The sequence below is a fragment of the Massilia atriviolacea genome, from assembly GCF_003953935.1.
Classification (GTDB): Bacteria; Pseudomonadota; Gammaproteobacteria; order Burkholderiales; family Burkholderiaceae_D; genus Telluria_A; species Telluria_A atriviolacea.
In genome coordinates this window covers 31,344-50,775 of sequence record NZ_RXLQ01000002.1, presented here as the reverse complement: position 1 = coordinate 50,775, position 19,432 = coordinate 31,344, and the positions used below count along the sequence as shown (strand labels likewise).

The following is a 19,432-nucleotide window of genomic DNA, read 5'->3' as shown; positions in this document are numbered from 1 at the left end:
GGGACCTCGCGCCGCCGTGCATTGCTCTCAGGCGGCAATCATGTCAAAGCATACATCGTTACTGTCGCGCCGTCACAGTTTGATTGCTTACGCTGCGAGCCCAACAACAACGGCGCCCGCCGCCTGCTGGCTGCGCGGCAAACCATGTTTCCAAGTGGCAGGGACATGCTTGCCCAGATCGATGTCCGGATGGCGTGTGCGGCAAAAGAAATCGAGCAAGGGATGGCGTGCCGCTTCCCAGCGTTCCTGGCCGCTGGCGATGTCGAAGTACATGATTCGGTGCGGCATGTTGCCGACGTGGCGCAGGATGACGGGCTCGCGGCTGGCGAACACATCGGTGAACAGCAGTTGCTCGTACTGGCGGTCGATCGGCGCGCGGCCGCTGACCACGGCCGCGTCGACACCGTGCTGCTCGCAATGCGCGAAGCAGGCCTTGATCAGCGCCAGCTTCACCTGGCGTCCGATGCGCCCTTCGACGATGCCGAGCCGGGTCACCTCGGCCAGCCGCTGCGATGCCAGCCACAGCGGCAGGTCGACCGATACTTCCACGTGCAGCGGCTGGCGAAAATTGGTCTGGATGCGCACGCTGCCGAGCGCGCTGCCGTCTTCCTTCGACTCGGCCAGCAGGATCACGGTGTCGCTGTCGTGGTCGGCCGCTTCGGCTTGCGCCAGGGTGCGGGCGAATTCGGGCAGGTGGCGCGCGTAGGCGGCCTGGCGCACGTCGACCGCCTTGCGCAGGTCGGCCGCGCTGCGCACCGGGCGCACGGTAAAGGGCAGTAGTTCAATCGCGACCGGCGCGCCGACGCCGGCACGGTCGGCCCGCAGCGGTGCCGGCCGGAGGATGTTGCTCAGTTGCAGGCTGCTCAGGGAAGTGCTCGATGCCATGGTCATGCTCCTCGTTCTGTTGTGAATTTGTTGATTCTCTGAGGCAATTATCAGAGGTATCAGACAAATCGAAGGGCCAAGAAGAACCATGTTTGCATCACTGTTTACCAAAAGCATTGTTTCTACTCAACATGCAACTGGCTGTACAAGCGGGGCAGGTTGTATACTCATCGCCTTTCAAGCAACTTCAGGACGATTCCCATGAGCGCACTTCCCCCCTGCCCTAAATGCAATTCAGAATTTACTTACGAAGACGGCAGCAACCTGGTGTGCCCGGAGTGCGCCCACGAATGGAGCGCGCAGGAAGGCGCGGCGGCCGAGGAAGGGCCGAAGGTTTATCGCGATGCTGCTGGGAATGTGTTGCAGGATGGCGACACGGTCACCGTGATCAAGGATTTGAAGCTCAAGGGATCGGGCGGGACGGTCAAGATGGGAACCAAGGTCAAGAACATTCGCCTGGTCGACAGCGACCACGATATCGACTGCAAGATCGACGGCTTCGGCGCCATGAGCCTGAAGTCGGAATTCGTCAAGAAAGTGTAAGCCTGCGGCTGCGCCTTGCAGACCCGGGGGCTGTCCCCGCATCCGCAAGGCGGCGGCCGACTGTCAGCGGCACGATCGTCAGGCGCCTATCCTGCTAGTCGACAATGCTTACTAGTCGACAATGGCCATGAACCTTCTCAGGCCGCCTCGCGCGCCCTGGTCTGGATCAACAATACCTTGATCTCGGGCACGCAAGAACCGCAATTGCCCCCCGCCTTCAGGCAAGCCGTCACTTCCGGCACCGTCTTCAAGTCCTGGGCGACGATCGCCGCGCAGATCGTGTTGCGCCCCACCCCGAAGCAGGAACACACGGTCGGTCCGGTGTCGAGGCGCTGGCCGAGCGCCTGCCCGGCCAGCAGGCCGGCGCGGTCGAGCCGGGTGAGCGACTCGCTGGCGAACAGGCTGGCCAGCCAGGCGCGCGCCGGCAGGTCGGTGCGCGGCGACAGGAAGATGCACTGTTCGATGTGCTCGCCCACCACGTGCACCGCCCGGTACACGCCATCGCTGGCGTCTTCGTAATCGAGCCAGTCGGCGTCATCGCCGGCACCGAGCAGCGCGCGCGCCCAGGCGGCGCGGTCGCGCACCTGGCCGCGGCCGGCCATCTCGTAACGCGCAAAGCCGCGTCCCTGCACCCGCGTCCAATGCGCCACCTGGTCCAGCGCCAGTTCGCTGCGGCTCAACACAAAGGCATGCCACGCCACCCCGAAGCGCTCCACCTGCACCGGCGTATGCTTGAATTCCGGCTCGCCCGACACCGGGTCGACAACCGGATTGACCAGCGTACCCACGCGCGCGTCGGAGGCGGTCTGGCCGTTCCAGTGAATCGGCACGAACACCGATCCGCGCGCAATGCCGCCGCCGTGCTGCACGCGCGCCACCATCGCCCCCCACTGGCTCGACACGCGCGCCAGCTCCCCTTCGCGCACGCCGTACAGCAGCGCGTCCTGCGGATGCATGTCGATGAAGGCTTCGGCCGTGTGATCGGCCAGGCGCGGGGCGCGGCCGGTGCGGCTCATGGTGTGCCACTGGTCGCGCACGCGCCCCGTGTTCAGCACCAGCGGATATGCGGGATCGACCCGGTTGGCCGGCGCGCGCGGCGCCGTGGCGATGAAGCGCGCCTTGCCGTCGGCATGGGCGAAGCGGCGCTCTCCGAACAGGCGCGCGCTGCCCTGCAACGCGCCGTCCGCGCCGCGCCGCACCGGCCACTGCACCGGTTCGAGCCTGTCGTAGTCGTCGGCCGTCAAGCCGCACAGGCCCGCCAGGTTGAACACACGCGTGCCCTCGTTGCGGAACACGCTCAGACGCGCATGTTCGTCGAACACGGCGTGCGAACTATCGAAGTCGAAGCCGTCGAAGCCCATGCGCCGCGCCACGTCGGCCAGAATGCGCCAGTCGGCGCGCGCCTCTCCGGGCGCCGGCAAAAAGGCGCGCTGGCGCGAGATCAGGCGCTCGGAATTGGTGACCGTGCCATCCTTCTCGCCCCAGCCCAGCGCCGGCAGCAGCACGTCGGCAAAGGCATTCGTGTCGGTGTTGGCGATGATGTCGGAGACCACCACCAGTTCGCACTTTTCCAGCGCGCGCTGGACCTGGTTTGCGTCCGGCATGCTCACCATCGGGTTGGTGGCGATCACCCACACCGCCTTGACCGTGCCCGCTTCGATCGCCTTGAACAGGTCGACCGCCTTCAGTCCGCCCTTGCCGGCGATGCGCGGCGAGGACCAGAAGGTCTGCACCGTGTCGCGGTGCTGCGGGTTGTCCAGGTCCATGTGGGCCGCCAGCATGTTGGCCAGGCCGCCCACTTCGCGTCCGCCCATGGCATTCGGCTGGCCGGTGATCGAAAACGGTCCCATGCCCGGCTGGCCGATGCGGCCCGTGAGCAGGTGGCAGTTGATGATGCTGTTGACCTTATCGGTCCCGGCCGACGACTGGTTCACCCCTTGCGAAAAGGCCGTGACCACGTTGGCGGTCGCCGCAAAGCCGGCGTAGAAGGCCAGCAGGTCGTCAGGATCGAGGCGGCAGTGGCGCGCCACCGCCAGCGGATCGGCGCAATCGACCTGCGCGGCGTCCAGCGCCTGTTCCAGGCCGTTGGTGTGGGCTTCGATGAAAGCCGTGTCCTGCACGCCGCTGCGCGCGAGGTAGCTGAGCAAACCGTTGAACAGCCACACGTCGGTGCCGGGTTTGACCGGCAGGTGCAGGTCGGCCAGTTCGCAGGTGGCGGTGCGGCGCGGATCGATGACGACGATGCGCACCTCGGGACGCGCCTCCTTCAGGCGCGCGATGCGCTGGAACAGGATCGGATGGCACCACGCCGTGTTCGACCCCACCAGCACCACCATGTCGGCCAGGTCGAAGTCTTCGTAGCAGCCCGGCACCAGGTCGGCGCCGAAGGCGCGCTTGTGCCCCGCCACGGCGGACGACATGCACAGGCGCGAATTGGTGTCGATGTTGGCGCTGCCGATGTAGCCTTTCATCAGCTTGTTGGCGACGTAGTAGTCCTCGGTCAGGAGCTGGCCCGAGACGTACAGCGCCACCGCGTCCGGCCCGTGTTCGTCGATGATGGCGCGCAGGCCGCCGGCGACGCGCTCGAGCGCCTGGTCCCAGGATGCCCGGCGCAGCGCGCCGGCTTCGCGCACGGCCGGATGCAGGAGGCGGCCTTCGAGGCCGATGGTTTCTCCCAGCGCCGCTCCCTTGACGCACAGGCGGCCGCGATTGGCGGCGTGGCCGGGGTCGCCCGCGATGGCGATGGCGCCGTCGGGCAAGGGCGTGGCGGTGATGCCGCAGCCCACGCCGCAGTAAGGACAGGTGCTGCGCACCGCGAGGGCGATACGGCGCGCCGGGATCGGGGAGAGGTTCAATTGATGCTCCGTGTCAGGCAGCTTGGGCGCACAAGGCTTCGCCGAACAGCAGGCGACTGCGCATGGACGATATATCGGTGCGGTTCTGGATCAGGCCGAAGTACCACGGACCGTCCTGCACGTCGCCGTACAGCACCGCCCCCGCGATCCGGTTACCGGCCAACACCAGGCGTTTGTAGATGCCGCGGCGCGGATCGCGCAGCACCAGGTCTTCGCTGCCCTCGCCGCCGATAAAGTCGCCGACCGAATACAGGTCGACGCCGGTGACCTTCAGCTTGGTCGGCGTGGCTTGCTGCACGTAGCGGCGGTGGCCGTTGCGCGCCAGGTGCGCGCCGCACACCCTGGCCTGGTCCCAGATCGGCGCGACCAGGCCGAAGGTGGCGCTGCGGTGCTGCACGCATTCGCCCACCGCGTAGATGCGCGGATCGTAGGTCTGCAAGGTGTCGTCGACGACGATGGCGCGCTCGCAGTGCAGGCCGGCGGCCCTGGCCAGTTCGATATTCGGACGCACGCCGGCGGCCATGACCACCAGGTCGGCCGGAATCTCGCTGCCATCCTTGAAGCGCACCGCTGTCACGCGCGCGTCGCCCGCAATCTCGCTGGTATGCGCTTCGAGCAGGAAGCGCAAGCCCTTCAGTTCCAGCGCGTTCTTCAACAGCAGCGCGGCCGGCTTGTCGAGCTGCTGGTTCATCAGGCTGTCCATCACGTGCACCACGGTGACCTGCATCCCGCGCCGCAGCAGGCCGTTGGCCGCCTCCAGCCCGAGCAGGCCGCCGCCGATCACGACCGCATGGCCGCCGCTGCGGGCCGCCGCCAGCATGGTGTCGACGTCCTGGATATCGCGAAAGCCGATCACGCCCGCCAGCGTGTGGCCGGGAACGGGCACGATGAACGGTTTCGAACCGGTGGCCAGCAGCAGGCGGTCGTACCAGACTTCGCGCCCCGATGCGGAGCGCACCATGCGCTTGCGGCGGTCGATATGCACCACCGGATCGCCCGCGTGCAGGGTGATGCCGTTGGCGGCGTACCATTCGCGCGTGTGCAGCATGATGTCGTCGATGTTCTTTTCGCCGGCCAGCAGCGGCGAGAGCAGGATGCGGTTGTAGTTACCGTGCGGCTCGGCGCCGAACACCGTGATGTCGTACAGCTGCGGCGCCAGCTTGAGCATTTCCTCGACCGTGCGCATGCCGGCCATGCCGTTGCCGATGACGACCAGCGATTGCCTGGCGACGGGCGCCGTCGTGAGCTGTGTCATGCGCAGACCCATACCTTGCCGTCCTGGACGCGCGCGCGGTAGCTGGGCACCGAGTGTTCCGGCGCTTCCAGGCATTCGCCGGTGAACAGGTCGAAGTGCTGCTTGTAGATGGGCGAGGCCACCACGATGCGTTCGCCCAGGCTTCCCACCAGTCCGCGCGAGAGTACCGATACGCCGCTGTTCGGATCGACGTTCCCGATCGCGAACACGCGCTCTACGGAATCACGCACATGGAACACGGCCACCTGTTCGCCATTGAGCAGCGCGCACACGCCGGTGTTGGGGACGATTTCGTCGAGCGAGCAGACAGCGGTCCAGTTGGTCAGTTCGATATCGCGGTGCATGGGCTTCTCCTTAGGCGGTTTTGACGATGAGAGGGATGACGCGCTTGCGTTCTTCGATCGTGGCCGGGCGAATCTGGCCGCGTTCGGGCATGAAGACCACGTTCTGGTCGGCCTGGTCGCTGTTGACAAAATGGCGGAAGCGCTGGCGCGTGGCCGGATCGGTGACGGCGTTCTTCCATTCGCAGGCGTAGGTGTCGACCACGTGCTGCATGTCCGCTTCCAGTTCGGCGGCCAGGTGCAGCTTGTCGTCGATGACCACCGATTTGAGGTAATCGAGGCCGCCTTCGAGATTGTCGCGCCAGACGCTGGTGCGCTGCAGGCGGTCGGCCGTGCGCACGTAGAACATCAGGAAGCGGTCGATGTAGCGCACCACGGTGTCCTGGTCCAGGCTTGATGCGATCAATTCGGCGTGGCGCGGCTTCATGCCGCCGTTGCCGCACACGTACAGGTTCCAGCCTTTTTCGGTGGCGATCAGGCCCACGTCCTTGCCCTGCGCCTCGGCGCATTCGCGGGTGCAGCCGGAGACGCCGAACTTGATCTTGTGCGGCGTGCGCAGGCCCTTGTAGCGGTTTTCCAGCTCGATGGCGAAACCGACGCTGTCGGCCACGCCATAGCGGCACCAGGTGGAACCGACGCACGATTTGACCGTGCGCAGCGACTTGCCGTAGGCGTGGCCCGATTCGAAGCCGGCCTCGATCAGTTCTTCCCAGATCGACGGCAGCTGCTCGACGCGCGCGCCGAACAGGTCGACCCGCTGGCCGCCGGTGATCTTGGTGTACAGGCCGTATTTTTTGGCGACCATGCCGACCGCGATCAGGCCATCGGCCGTGACTTCGCCGCCCGGCATGCGCGGCACCACAGAATAAGTGCCATCCTTCTGGATATTGCCGAGGAAGTAGTCGTTCGAATCCTGCAGGCTGGCGTGTTCCGGCTTGAGCACGAAGTCGTTCCAGGTCGAGGCCAGCACATTGGCGGCCACCGGCTTGCAGATGTCGCAGCCGCGTCCCGTGCCGTGCTGCGCCAGCAGGTCGTCGAAGGAAGTGATCTTGCCGACCTTGACCAGGTGGTAGATCTCCTGGCGCGTGTAGGGGAAGTGTTCGCACACGTGGTTGTTGACGGCCATGCCCTGCTTCTTCATCTCGGCCTTCATCACCTGGGTGACCAGGGCCACGCAGCCGCCGCAGGTGGAACCGGCCTTGGTGCAGCTTTTCAGCGCGCCGATGGTGGTCGCCCCGCCGCAGACGGCGGCGCACAGGTCGCCCTTCGACACATCGTTGCAGGAGCAGATCTGGGCCGTATCTGGCAGCGCATCCACGCCGAGGCCAGGGCGCGCCTTGCCGTCGCTTTGCGGCAGGATCAGGAATTCGGGCGACTCGGGCAGCTCGATTTTATTCAGCATCATCTGCAGCAGGGTGCCGTACTCGCTGGCGTCGCCCACCATCACGCCGCCGAGCAGGAATTTGCCGCAGTCGGACACGACGATCTTCTTGTAGACCTGCTTGCGTTCGTCGGTGAACTGGTAAGAGCGGCTGCCCGGACTGAGCGCGTGCGGGTCGCCCATGCTGGCCACGTCCACGCCCATCAGTTTGAGCTTGGTGCTCATGTCGGCGCCGGTAAAGGCGGCCGCCTGTTCGCCGAGCAGGTGGCGCGCCGCCACCCGGGCCATGTCGTAGCCCGGCGCCACGAGGCCGAACAACTGGCCGTTCCACAGCGCGCATTCGCCGATGGCGTAGACGTCCGGATCGGAGGTCAGGCAGCTGTCGTCGATGGCGATGCCGCCGCGCGGGCCGATCGCCAGGCCGCACAGGCGCGCCAGGTCGTCGCGCGGGCGGATCCCGGCCGAGAAGACGATCATGTCGGTATCCAGGTGGCTGCCGTCGGCAAAGCGCATGCGGTGCGTGCCGTCTTCGCCGTCGATGATCTCGAGCGTGTTCTTCTGGGTGTGGACGGTCACGCCCAGGTCTTCGATCTTGGCGCGCAGCACGCGCGCGCCGCCGTCGTCCACCTGCACCGCCATCAGGCGCGGGGCGAATTCCACCACGTGCGTCTGCAGCTGCATGTCGCGCAGGGCCTTGGCGCATTCGAGCCCCAGCAGGCCGCCGCCGATCACCACGCCGGTTCTGGAGCGCTTGCCGCATTCGAGCATCGCTTCCAGGTCTTCGATGGTGCGGTAGACGAAGCAGTCCTTGCGGTCCTTGCCGGCCAGCGGCGGCACGAAGGGGTAGGAGCCGGTGGCGAACACCAGTTTGTCGTAGGCCAGCACGTCGCCGCTGCCGACGGTGACGGTCTTCGCTTCGCGGTCGACCGCGACCGCCTTCGCGTTCAGCTTGAGCAGCATATTGCCGCCCTCGAAAAAGCCGGCCGGCACCAGCGACAGCTCGTCCGCCGATTTACCGGCAAAGAATTCGGACAGGTGCACGCGGTCGTAGGCGGCGCGCGGCTCTTCGCACAGGACCGTCACTTCCAGCCCCGGCGCGGCGGCGGCGCCCAGCGACTCCAGGAATTTGTGGCCCACCATGCCGTGGCCGATGACGATGATCTTCATGCCGGTTCTCCTTGGGCCACAGCGTTGTTGACGGCGACCGGACGGTCGTCCGCGGCGGCGCTGAGCCGGACCGCGATGGCGCACAGCGCCGACAGCAGCACCAGGCCGCTGAGGATGGTGAGGGTCTGGGCGATGTCGCCCGTGCCTTTCATGAGAAAGCCGGCGGCCACCGCGCCCACATTGCCGCCGGCGCCGATGATGCCGGCCACGCCGCCCAGGGCGCGGCTGTCGATGAAGGGCACCAGCGCGTAGGTGGCGCCGCAAGCCATGTGGGTGAACAGGCCGAAGACCAGCATGGCGATGACGGCAAAGGCGACGCCGTCGGCCTTGGCGAACCACAACAGGCCCGCGCCTTCGCCGATCATCAGCACGAACAGCAACGTCACGCGGCTGTTGATGGTGCCGCGCATCGCCATCCTGTCCGACACCCAGCCGCCCAGGGCGCGGGCGAACAGCGCCAGCAGGCCGAAGCTGCCGGCGGCCATGCCGGCTTCTTTCAGGCTCAGTTTGAAGTGGTCGACGTAGTAGACGGCGGCGATATTGTGGATGAAGATCTCGATGCCGAAGCAGGCGCCGTAGGTGACGAACAGCAGCCACACGCGGTGATTGGCGCTGGCGGCCTTGAAGCTCTCCCAGCCGCCGGCGCGGGCATGCCCCGCCTTGCCGCCCTCAATCGCCATGCCGGCGGCGCGCATCTGGTCGTAGTTGCCTTGCGGGCAGTCCTGGGTGAATTTCCAGTACAGGCCGGCCATGACGATCATCAGCACGCCCGGAACCAGCAGGGCCACGCGCCAGCCCAGCGTGTCGCTCACGCCCAGCATCAGCAGCGCGCCGACCAGCAAGGGCATCAGCGCCTGGGCCGCGCCGCCGCCGGCGTTGCCCCAGCCGGCGGCAGCCGCGTTGGCGGTGCCGACCACCTTGGGCCCGAACATGACCGAGGTGTGGTACTGGGTGATGACGAAGCTGGCGCCGACGGCGCCGATGCCGAGGCGGAAGAACAGGAAGCTCTCGTAGCTTTGCGAGGCGGCCACGCCGAGGACCGGGATGGCGCCGAGCAGCAGCAGGCCGGTGTAGGCCTTGCGCGGGCCGAAGCGGTCGCACATGGGGCCGACGATCAGGCGGACCAGGATGGTGATGGCGACGGCGGCGATGTTGATGTTGGCGACCTGGGCCAGGGTCAGGCCGAATTCGCCCTTGATGATGGGCATCAGCGGCGCGCAGGCGAACCAGGCGAAGAAACAGACGAAGAAGGCCATCCAGGTCAGGTGGAAGGCGCGCATCTGCGGAGTATCGATACTGAAGAGTGCGATGGTGTTTGCTTTGGTGGCCATGTTTTATCCCGTTAAAAACAAAAAGGCGTCCGACCAGACCCGGTTGTCGAAACCAGGTTGGACGGACGCCGTTGTCCTGCCGATCCGTCTTTAGATCAGCGCAAGTTGTTCAGGGGATCGCCATTGATCCGATACGATCTATTTAGCAAACGCCGTGCCAGCGTCGGCAAGGGGCGGGATGGCCGGGGAATGGCGGGGAATCCGGGCGGACGCTACATTGCGGTGCAACAATGCCCGAAAATGATGCGTCGGCGCGTGCGCCGGCTCCCCTCCCCTTAGCGCTGGTGAATCGGGAACGATGCCGCGTAACCACGCGGATCGCTGCCATCCCAGCGCATGCCGTCGATCAGGGTCGAGCTGCGCATGACAGAGGCCGGCAGCTGGGTGCCGGTCATCCCGGCCGCGCCTTTGTACAGGTCGATCCGGTTGACGGCCTGTGCCTGGCCCAGGTAATCCGGGTCGTCGCGCAGCAGCCCCCATCTGCGCTGCTGGGTCATGAACCACATGCTGTCCGACAGGTAGGGAAAGTTGACCTCGCCATCGGCATGGAAACAGAGCGCCTGGGCATCGGTCCATTGCCTGCCCGCGCCGTTGTCGTAGCGCCCCAGCAGGCGCGCGGCGATGGCCTGCCTGCCGGTATTCAGATAGGCGGAACCGGCCAGTACGGTGGCGCTCTGCTCCCTGTTGGCCGTGGACGCTTCGATCCAGCGGCTGGCGTCGAGCACGGCCGCGATCATCGCCCGGCACGTATCCGCTTCGCTCGCCGCGAAGGCCGCCGTGGTTCCCAGCACCTTGCCCGGATGATCGGGCCAGATCTGCTGGCTGGTCGCCGCCGTCACGCCCACGCCCTCGTCGATGGCGCGCTGGCCCCAGGGCTCGCCGGCGCAGAAGCCGTCGATCATGCCGGCTTTCAGGCTGCCCACCATCTGGGCCGGCGGCACCGTCAGCGCGCGCGCCTGGCGCAGCGGGTCGATGCCCTGCGCCGCCAGCCAGTAGTACAGCAGCATGGCGTGATTGCCGGTCGGGAAAGTGTGGGCGAAGGTGTAGCTGCGCGGCGCCTCGCGCATCTGCCGCGCCAGGCCCGGGCCGTCGAGCGCGCCCTGCTGCGCCAGCGCGCGCGAGACGGTGACCGCCTGGCCGTTGCGGCTCAGGTTCATCAGGACCGCCATGTCTTGCCGCTGGCACCCGATGCCGAGCTGCACGCCGACCATCAGGCCGTACAGCACATGGGCGGCGTCCAGCGCGCCGGAGCCCAGCTTGTCGCGCACATTGGCCCAGGACGTCTCGCGGCTGGGCACGATCCGGATGCCGTACTGGCGGTCGAAGCCGCACTCGGCCGCCATGACCAGGGAGGCGCAATCGGTCAGCGGCATGAAGCCGATCCGGACCGTGCGCAAGGGATTACCGATGATTGCTGCCATACCACTCCTTGTGTTCCTGCCGGCGCCGATTCAAGCGAGCAGATCCTCGACATCGAGGATGCGCTGGGCAATCTCCGCCAGCTTCAGATTCTTGTTCATCGCCATGCTGCGCAGCTTCTGGTAGGCCTGGTCCTCGGTCAGCCGGTGATGGGTCATCAAGATGCCCTTGGCGCGGTCGATGATCTTGCGCTCGGCCAGCTTGTGGCGCGTTTCGCTCAGCTCGGCCAGCAGCTTCTGCTCCTGGCGGAAACGCGCCAGCGCCACGTTCAGCACCGGCTTGATGCGCTCGGCCTGCAAGCCGGCCACGATATAGGCCGAGACGCCGGCCGCCATGGCCGCATCCATGCTGCTGGTGGTGTCGTCCTCGGTAAACAGCACGATCGGGCGGCGCTCGTCGCGGCTGGCGATGACGATGTGTTCGAGCACGTCGCGCGCGTCCGATTCGGCATCGATGATGATCATGTCGGGCTGGAGCTGGGCAATGCGGTCGGGCAGGTAGATGTCGGCGGGCAGCGAAGCGACGATGTCGTAGCCGGATTCGAGCAGGCCGATGCGCAGCGCATTGCCGCGCATGACCTGGACAGCCAGCGCGGCATCGTGCTCGCCGCCGTCCGGGACGATCGTGTTGACGACGACAATGCGCAGCTTGCGTGGGGGTTGCGCGGGAGTTCTGGGCATGTTGTTGGGTGGATGTGTGGCCATGTACTTACCATACAAGCAAGATACGGGCCAATCCCGCTCGGGTGCATCGTTGCTTGCGGGCAGGATGGCGGCGCCGGAATAGTTGCTTCTTTCAAGCCGCCTGCGCTACATTGCTGTTCTTACCTTCTCAACATCCTGAAAGCGGACCATGCGCATGCGTTTTTCTCTTCCTGGCGGCATGCTGCTCGCCGCGGCCCTGCTGGCGCCGGCCGTCGCGGCGGCCGATCCGTCCATCGTTTACCTGGTCCGGCATGGCGAAAAAGCGGCCGACGGCAAAGATCCGGCATTGACGGCGCAGGGCAAGGCGCGGGCCGGCAATATCGCGGCAATTCTCCGCTCGACTGGCATCACGCATATCTACAGCAGCACGACGCAGCGCACGCGGCAGACGGCGCAGCCGCTGGCCAGCAGCTTGGGCCTGGCGGTGCAGGTGTACGACCCGGCGCAGGCGGCGAAGCTGGTCGGACAGGTCAAGGCGGCCGGCGGCACGGCGCTGGTGGTCGGCCATTCGAATACGGTGCCCGATCTGGTGCGCTTGTTCGGAGGGAAAGCGGGCGCCGATATCGGCGACGACGAATTCGACCGGCTGTATCAGCTGATCGTCGACAAGGATGGGGGCGTGACGACGGTGCTGCTGCATTCGGTGGCGAATTGATGGCAGGGAACGACTGCTCACGATGCGTGCAACATGATAAATTCGTGCCGGCCTGATAAGGAATGCGCCCTCACATGCGCGGGCGGCTCGCTCGGCGCCTGGCTCAGGATGGTTTTCATCACGGCCGCCTCCTGCACCGGACTGCGGCCGAAAAAGCGCTTGAATTCCCGGCTGAACTGCGAACTGCTTTCGTAGCCGACCCGGTTCGACGCGCTCGAGGCGCTCAGGCCTTCCTGCACCATCAACAGCCGCGCCTTGTGCAGCCGCGTGCTCTTCAGATACTGGATCGGCGAAGTCTGGGTGACGGCCTTGAAGTTGGCGTGAAAGGCCGCCACGCTCATGCCCGCCTCATGCGCCAGGGTCGGTACGTCGAGCTCGCCGCTGAAACCCGCATGGATGCGGCGCAGCGCCTTGCCGATCTTGCCGAACTGGCTGTGCTGGGCCAGCGCCGCGCGCACCGCGCCACCCTGCTCCCCGGTCAGCACCCGGTACAGGATTTCGCGCAGGATGCCGCGCCCCAGTACTTGCGCCTCCACCGGACACAACAGCGCTTCGAGCAGGCGCAGCACCGCGTCGCCCAGGACATCGTCCATGGCCGTCGAACACATGCTCACAGGCGCATTGTGCGCCGGCGCCGCCGGACCGAGGGCCAGCGCCAGTTCGGCCGCGACCGCAAGGTCGATGTCGATCTTCAGGGCAAGCAGCGGCTCGGCATCGCTGGCCTCGGTCTCGCTTTCGAACGGCAGGGGCACCGACAACACCAGGTATTGCTGAGCATCGTAGATAAAGCTGCGTTCGCCCAGATACCCGCGCTTGCGCCCCTGGCAGACGATCACGATGCAGGGCTCGTACAACACGGGCGTGCGCGGCACGGCGCGGTTGGCGCGCATGAAACGCACCTCATCGAGCGCGGACGCGGTATAGCCCTCGGCCGGCGCCAGCCTGCCCAGCAGGGCGATCATCCTGTCTTGTCTGCCTGGCGGCGTTGGCATCGGCTCCTCCGGTGGCGGGTTAATCAACCGCCAGTGTAAGCCGCGAACAGGCACCACGCCAAGGCCGAATCCTCGCGCAGGCTTGCCTGATTCTCTTGCGATACCGCCGGCGCCGCCCGCAAGCCCCCCTGCCGCATGCACAAAGCGCTTTGCCGCCGCCCGTCTAGTGCATCATCCAGAGCGCCAGCGTGGACGACCTGAGCACGGTCCTGGTGGCGCCGCCGAGCAAGACTTCGCGAAAGCGCGAGCGGCCGTACGCGCCCATCACAATCAGGTCGGCGCCAGCCTCGCCCGCCGCCGCCAGCAGGGCGCGGCCAGCATCGGCCCGGCCCGGATCGGCGCGGCCAGCATCGGCCCGGCCCGGATCGGCGCGGCCAGCATCGGCCCGGCCCGGATCGGCCCGGCCAGCATCGGCGCGGCTGTCGATATCGCGCACATTGACGCGAATAGCGTGCCGCGCCAGATACAAGGCCAGGTCCGCCCCCGGCATGGCGCCGTGCAGGTCGCCCTGCGCGCGCGCATCGACCACGACGACGTCGACCTGGCGCGCACGCTGCATCAACGGAATGGCGCTGGCGATCGCGCGGCTGGCCGGGGCGCTGCCGTTCCAGCCTACCACGATGCGCTGTCCCAAAGGCGGCCCGTGCGGGGCCGTGGCGGGCACGACCAGCACCGGCTTGGCCGAATTGAGCAGCACATAGTCGGGGAAATCGGCCCGTACGCCTTGCAGGGGATGGGCGGCATTGTGCTGGCCGATCACGACCAGGTCGCAGTAACGTGCCTGCAGGCTCATCCCCATCCCGAGCTCTTCTTCCAGCCGGCGCCGCTCCAGGGACAGCACGCCCAGCGCGGTGGCCCGCTGTTCGAAGACGTCCAGCGCACTGTCGGCCAGGCGACGCAGTTCGATCAGCGGCGCCTGCATCGGCGGCAGGCTGGGATCGAGGCCGCTCAGCGCCAGCAGGCGCGGCGGCAGGTTGGTCAGCGCCGTGCCGATCAGATGCGCCTCATGCTCGATGGCGAGCCGTGCCGCCGTATCGATGCGTGAAGCAGCCTGGGGCGATTCGTCGACATGGACCAGGATCGTCTTGTATTCCATGATGCCCTCCTCAGAACAGGTGGCGCACGCCCAGGTTGAAGGCGCTGTCTCCGCTGCCCGCCTCGGTGTTGTTGCCCACCGTATAGCCGGCGCCATGCTTGTTCCTGATGCGCGCATAGGCCGTGTACAGACTGGTGCGCCGCGATAGTGCATGGCTCAGCCCGACGCCCCATTGCTGCGCATCCTGGTCGTAGGCCGTGCGGTCGTTCTTGCGGATATACGAGGCCATCAGCGTCGTCATGCCGAACGGAACCGAGGCGCCGAGCAGCATGTCGCGGCTGTCGGTGGACGCGGTGGGACGCACGCCACCGTAGGGATTGCCGCTATTCGGCAGCGAGGCGCTGTTGCTGCCCTTGTCCACGCCATACGCGAGGTAGGCGCGGACGATGCCGGCGTCGTAGTTGGCCGCCAGCAGCGTGTTGCGCCCGATATCGCGGTCGGCGGCGGGCACCGGCGGCACAGCGGCCGCGCCGGCGGCGGCCGTGATGTCGTTGTTGCGGTGGTTGTAGGCCAGGCGCGCATTGAGCGGGCCCTGGCTGTACCCGAGCGACAGGCCGAACTGGCGTCCCGCCGTGCTGCTGCCCGGCTGCTCGCCGAGCGCGTACGACAGCTCGGCCGTCACGCCCATCTTCCCGCGCATCGCATACACGATGGCATTGCTGGTGCGCGTATTCCGGCCGCCGGCCGGGAACAGGTTGTTGGCCGTGCCCGCATAAGCGCCGCCGAACGGGTCGCCCACCATGGTGAGCGCATGATAGTAAGGCGTGTACTGGCGTCCCAGGGTGAGGGCGCCGTACTCGCGGTGGCGCGCCCCCACGTAAGCCTGGCGGTGGAACAGGGCGCCTGGGGATTCCTGCTCGCCGCTATCGATGCGCACGCCCGCTTCCAGCAGGAAGCTGGCGCTCCAGCCGTATCCAAGGTCTTCCGCGCCGCGAAAACCGATGCGCGAGGCCGACCCGACCCCGCTGCCGAGGCGGGTGAGATTGCCGCCGGCGCCGCCGTGCTCGCGCACGAGGCCGGCGTCGGCGACGCCGTACACGGTCACGGCCGACTGCGCCCATGCCCGGCTGCCAGCCATACCAAACACACAGGACACTGCTGCCACCAGGAACGCGATAAGGACTTTCATTGCCGGCTTCCTTTGAACATGGCGATCGGTAGGATGTACGCGATGGTTGGACTGGCCACCGGCGAAGAGGTTCAATGCATTTTGCGGACGGACGAAGATTCTTTCGGGCGGCGCGAGGCCGGCGCGTGCTTCAGCTCAGCAAGAATGAAGCGGGCACGGTAAGATCGCCGCCATGGATAATTTAAGTCACTCCCTGGTCGGACTGGCCGTCGGCGAACTGGTGCAGCGCAGTTTGCCGGCCGAGGCCGATCCGGACCGGCAACGCACGCGGCGCCGCCTGATGCTGGTTTCCTGCTGGGCAGCCAGCAACTTTCCCGACCTCGACCTGGTGCTCAGCGGCAATCTGCCCAGTCCGCTCGGCTACCTGCTGCACCACCGCGGCCACACCCACACCCTGCTGTTCGGCATTCCCCAGGCGCTGCTCCTGATCGCGCTGTTGTGGATCCTGTGGCCCGGCGCGCGCGCCCTGCTGCGCGCCAGCAAGCCGGCCCGCGCCGGACTGCTGGCGGCCGTCGGCGCCGGCTTCCTGCTGCACATCGGCATGGACGCGCTGAACTCCTACGGCGTCCATCCCTTCTATCCCTTCGACGCGCGCTGGTTCTACGGCGACATGGTGTTCATCCTGGAACCGGTGTTCTGGGTGGCCGGCGCCGTGCCGCTGGCGATGATGCCGGGAAGCCGCTTCTGGCGCGCACTGCCGCTGGCCGGGCTGGCCGGCGCGCTGGCCTATTTCACCGTGCGCGGCTACCTGCACTGGGCCTCGCTGGCCGCCCTGCTCGCCTTCGGCGCCGGATTGGCCCTGCTGCAACAGCGCGCCGGCCAGGCCGGCAGGCAAGCCTTGTGCGCCGCGCTGCTGGGCGCGCTCGGCTTCGTGGCGGTCCAGGGCGCCGCCACGCGCCAGGGCCAGGCCATCGTGGCCGACCACCTGCGCCTGCGCGACCCGGCCAGCACCCTGCTCGACACGTCGATGACGGCGTTTCCCGCCAACCCGCTGTGCTGGATTTTCGTGTCGGCCGAACGCAACGAGCGCGCCGGCACCTACCGCTTGCGGCGCGGCATGGTCAGCATCGCACCAAGCGTGCTTGCGCTCGATGCCTGCCCGGCCGCCCTGTCGGAAGGCGCCAGCCCGCGCCACCCCCAGCTTGTCGTCAACTGGAGCCAGGAAACCTCGCTGGCGCGCCTGCGCGCGCTCCAGGCCAACAATTGCCGCTTCGATGCCTGGATGCGCTTCGCGCGCATGCCCGCCCTGGGTACGGACGATGCCTCCGACCTGCGCTTCAGCACCACGCCGAGGGGTAACTTCACCACCCTGCCGCTGGACCGGAAGAACGGGCAGCCCTGCCCCGCCGGCGTACCGGGCTGGGGCTATCCGCGCGCGGACCTGTTGTAAGCGGCGCCGTGCTATGCTCGCTTTACGCCAACCACCGCCACTGGAGCCTTCGTGACAACACCGCGGTTTTCGCATCGGGTCGGGCCGCGCACGTATGCATTTCGCGACCTCAAGGACTTGCTGGCGCGCGCCTCGCCGCCCCGCTCGGGCGACCTGCTGGCGGGCGTGGCGGCGGCCAGCGCCGAAGAACGGGTCGCGGCCCAGATGGCCCTGGCCGACCTGCCGCTGCGCACGATTCTCGACAATCCCCCGATTCCCTACGAAGACGATGAAGTCACGCGCCTGATCGTCGACAGCCACGATGGCGCCGCCTTCGCCCCGATCGCCCACCTGACCGTCGGCGACCTGCGCAACTGGCTGCTCGGCGACGGCGCCGACAGCGCACAGCTGGCCGCCGTGGCGCCCGGCATCACGCCCGAGATGGCGGCCGCCGTCTCGAAAATCATGCGCATCCAGGACCTGGTGCTGGTGGCGCGCAAATGCCGCGTGCTCACGGCCTTTCGCAATACGCTCGGGCTGGAAGGCCGCATGGCCACCCGCCTGCAGCCGAACCACCCGACCGACGACGCCAGCGGCATCGCGGCCAGCGTGCTCGACGGTCTCCTGTACGGCAGCGGCGACGCCGTGATCGGCATCAACCCCGCCACCGACAACGTGGCCCAGGTCGTCAACCTGGTCGGCATGCTCGACGCCGTCATCGCCCGCTACCAGATTCCCACCCAATCCTGCGTGCTGACCCACGTTACCAACACCATCGAAGCGATCGAGCGCGGCGCGCCGGTCGACCTGGTGTTTCAATCGGTGGCCGGGACCGAGGCCGCCAACCGCGGTTTCGGCATCGACCTGGCGCTGCTGGGCGAAGCGCGCAGCGCCGCCCTGTCGCTGGGGCGCGGCACGGTGGGCGAGAACGTCATGTATTTCGAAACCGGCCAGGGCAGCGCGCTGTCGGCCAACGCCCATCACGGGCTCGACCAGCAAACCTGCGAAGCGCGCGCCTATGCGGTCGCGCGCGCCTTCAAGCCGCTGCTGGTCAATTCGGTGGTCGGCTTCATCGGGCCGGAATATTTGTACGACGGCAAGCAGATCATCCGCGCGGGGCTGGAAGACCACTTCTGCGCCAAGCTGCTCGGCTTGCCGATGGGATGCGACGTCTGCTACACCAACCATGCGCAAGCCGACCAGGACGATATGGACGTGCTGCTGACCATGCTCGGCGCGGCCGGCTGCAACTTCGTGATGGGGGTGCCGGGTTCGGACGACATCATGCTCAACTACCAGAGCACTTCCTTCCACGACGCCCTGTACGCGCGCCGCGTGCTGGGCCTGCGCGCCGCGCCCGAATTCGAAGCCTGGCTGCATCGCATGCAGATTTTTTGCGGCGATGGCGCCGCGCAACTGCCGGACGCGCTGGCGCCGGTATTTCAACCCGCCTTGCTGCGCTTATGAAGCAATCGAAGCATGTCCTGTCCAATCCATGGCACGCCTTGCGCGCGCTGACCCAGGCCCGCATCGCGCTCGGGCGCAGCGGGGTGAGCGTGCCCACGTCGGCCCAGCTCGACTTCCAGCTGGCGCATGCGCAGGCGCGCGACGCGGTGCACATGGCGCTCGATGACGAGGCGCTGGCGGCGGCCCTGGCCGAAGACGGGCACGCCTGCCTGCGCGTGCACAGCGCCTGCCCGGACCGCGCCAGCTACCTGCAGCGGCCGGACCTGGGCCGGGTGCTGGACGCGCCCTCGCGCGCCAGCCTGCAGGCGGCGGCGCCGGCCTCGTGCGACCTGGCGATCGTGATCGGCGACGGCCTGTCGGCGCTGGCCATCGCGCACAACGCGCGGCCCTTCGTGGCGGCGCTGCTGGCGCGCCTGGGCGAGGTGGCGCAACAGGAACAGTGGCGCCTGGGGCCGATCGCGATCGCCCGCCAGGCGCGCGTGGCGCTCGGGGACGAGATCGGCGCCCTGCTGAACGCGCGCGCGGTGGCGGTGCTGATCGGCGAGCGTCCGGGGCTGAGCTCGCCGGACAGCATGGGCGTCTACCTGAGCTGGGCGCCGCGCGTAGGCTTGAGCGATGCCGACCGTAACTGCATTTCGAACGTGCGGCCGGCCGGGCTCAGCTACGACCAGGCGGCCTACCGCCTGCATTACCTGCTGACGCAGGCAAGGCAAAGGGGGCTGTCGGGAGTGCTGCTCAAGGACGATACGGTGGCCGACGGCGGCTTGCCGGCGGCGGGGAAGGGGAATTTTTTGCTGCGCTGAAAACGCCTGCCGGCGCATCGGGCCGGCGCGCGCCGCTGCC

General features: G+C 67.4%; 16 protein-coding genes. 5 read left to right on the top strand and 11 right to left on the bottom strand.

Features of this window, described 5'->3' with window-relative positions:
- Positions 1-87 precede the first annotated feature (87 nt).
- Positions 88-885, bottom strand: coding sequence for a hypothetical protein (locus EJB06_RS03295; protein ID WP_126072587.1), 798 nt, complete (start codon positions 883-885; stop codon positions 88-90).
- Between the two features lie 201 nt (positions 886-1,086).
- Here EJB06_RS03295 and EJB06_RS03290 point away from each other — a divergent pair, with 201 nt between their 5' ends.
- Positions 1,087-1,428 carry a zinc ribbon domain-containing protein YjdM gene (locus tag EJB06_RS03290; protein WP_126072586.1) on the top strand — a complete coding sequence of 114 codons (342 nt, stop codon included), beginning with the start codon at positions 1,087-1,089 and terminating at the stop codon, positions 1,426-1,428.
- 137 nt (positions 1,429-1,565) lie between these two features.
- On the opposite strand, the gene EJB06_RS03285 is transcribed toward EJB06_RS03290, so the two are convergent.
- The 7 genes from EJB06_RS03285 to EJB06_RS03255 form a co-directional block, all read right to left on the bottom strand.
- Positions 1,566-4,283 (bottom strand): nitrate reductase, encoded by a 2,718-nt coding sequence (locus tag EJB06_RS03285; RefSeq protein WP_229426910.1) that lies wholly within the window; start codon positions 4,281-4,283, stop codon positions 1,566-1,568.
- A 13-nt stretch (positions 4,284-4,296) separates the two neighbouring features.
- Complete coding sequence (locus EJB06_RS03280; RefSeq protein ID WP_229426909.1) at positions 4,297-5,538, bottom strand: NAD(P)/FAD-dependent oxidoreductase; 1,242 nt, start codon at positions 5,536-5,538, stop codon at positions 4,297-4,299.
- Entirely contained in the window at positions 5,535-5,882 is a 348-nt protein-coding gene (gene nirD / locus EJB06_RS03275; RefSeq protein ID WP_126072584.1) for a nitrite reductase small subunit NirD, read from the bottom strand. The genes EJB06_RS03280 and nirD overlap by 4 nt, the downstream gene beginning before the upstream one ends.
- A 10-nt stretch (positions 5,883-5,892) precedes the next feature.
- Complete coding sequence (gene nirB / locus EJB06_RS03270) at positions 5,893-8,427, bottom strand: nitrite reductase large subunit NirB (RefSeq protein ID WP_126072583.1); 2,535 nt, start codon at positions 8,425-8,427, stop codon at positions 5,893-5,895.
- A complete protein-coding gene (locus EJB06_RS03265; protein WP_126072582.1) occupies positions 8,424-9,758 on the bottom strand; it encodes an MFS transporter in 1,335 nt (444 codons plus the stop codon). The genes nirB and EJB06_RS03265 overlap by 4 nt, the downstream gene beginning before the upstream one ends.
- Before the next feature lie 275 nt (positions 9,759-10,033).
- Entirely contained in the window at positions 10,034-11,179 is a 1,146-nt protein-coding gene (locus EJB06_RS03260) for a CmpA/NrtA family ABC transporter substrate-binding protein (protein ID WP_126072581.1), read from the bottom strand.
- 30 nt (positions 11,180-11,209) lie between these two features.
- Positions 11,210-11,881: an ANTAR domain-containing response regulator gene (locus EJB06_RS03255; RefSeq protein ID WP_229426908.1), complete on the bottom strand. Its 672-nt coding sequence runs from the start codon at positions 11,879-11,881 to the stop codon at positions 11,210-11,212.
- A gap of 154 nt (positions 11,882-12,035) precedes the next feature.
- On the opposite strand from EJB06_RS03255, the gene EJB06_RS03250 reads away from it, so the two are divergent.
- Positions 12,036-12,536, top strand: coding sequence for a SixA phosphatase family protein (locus EJB06_RS03250; protein WP_229426907.1), 501 nt, complete (start codon positions 12,036-12,038; stop codon positions 12,534-12,536).
- A gap of 17 nt (positions 12,537-12,553) precedes the next feature.
- Here EJB06_RS03250 and EJB06_RS03245 read toward each other — a convergent pair whose 3' ends face one another.
- The 3 genes from EJB06_RS03245 to EJB06_RS03235 form a co-directional block, all read right to left on the bottom strand.
- Positions 12,554-13,528 (bottom strand): AraC family transcriptional regulator, encoded by a 975-nt coding sequence (locus tag EJB06_RS03245; RefSeq protein ID WP_229426906.1) that lies wholly within the window; start codon positions 13,526-13,528, stop codon positions 12,554-12,556.
- 163 nt (positions 13,529-13,691) lie between these two features.
- Complete coding sequence (locus EJB06_RS03240; protein ID WP_164557803.1) at positions 13,692-14,624, bottom strand: universal stress protein; 933 nt, start codon at positions 14,622-14,624, stop codon at positions 13,692-13,694.
- Between the two features lie 10 nt (positions 14,625-14,634).
- The gene (locus tag EJB06_RS03235) at positions 14,635-15,753 is read right to left on the bottom strand and encodes a porin (RefSeq protein WP_126072579.1); all 1,119 of its coding nucleotides are present in this window, start codon (positions 15,751-15,753) and stop codon (positions 14,635-14,637) included.
- 172 nt (positions 15,754-15,925) lie between these two features.
- Here EJB06_RS03235 and EJB06_RS03230 point away from each other — a divergent pair, with 172 nt between their 5' ends.
- The 3 genes from EJB06_RS03230 to eutC are packed head-to-tail and all read left to right on the top strand — an operon-like array spanning position 15,926 to position 19,392.
- On the top strand, positions 15,926-17,143 hold the full coding sequence (locus tag EJB06_RS03230; RefSeq protein WP_126072578.1) for a metal-dependent hydrolase: 1,218 nt from the start codon (positions 15,926-15,928) through the stop codon (positions 17,141-17,143).
- Positions 17,144-17,194: 51 nt separating this feature from the next.
- Positions 17,195-18,589, top strand: a complete 1,395-nt coding sequence (locus EJB06_RS03225) for an ethanolamine ammonia-lyase subunit EutB (RefSeq protein WP_126072577.1) — start codon at positions 17,195-17,197, stop codon at positions 18,587-18,589.
- The gene (gene eutC / locus EJB06_RS03220) at positions 18,586-19,392 is read left to right on the top strand and encodes an ethanolamine ammonia-lyase subunit EutC (RefSeq protein WP_126072576.1); all 807 of its coding nucleotides are present in this window, start codon (positions 18,586-18,588) and stop codon (positions 19,390-19,392) included. Before EJB06_RS03225 ends, eutC begins: the two co-directional genes overlap by 4 nt.
- The last annotated feature ends 40 nt before the right edge of the window (positions 19,393-19,432 follow it).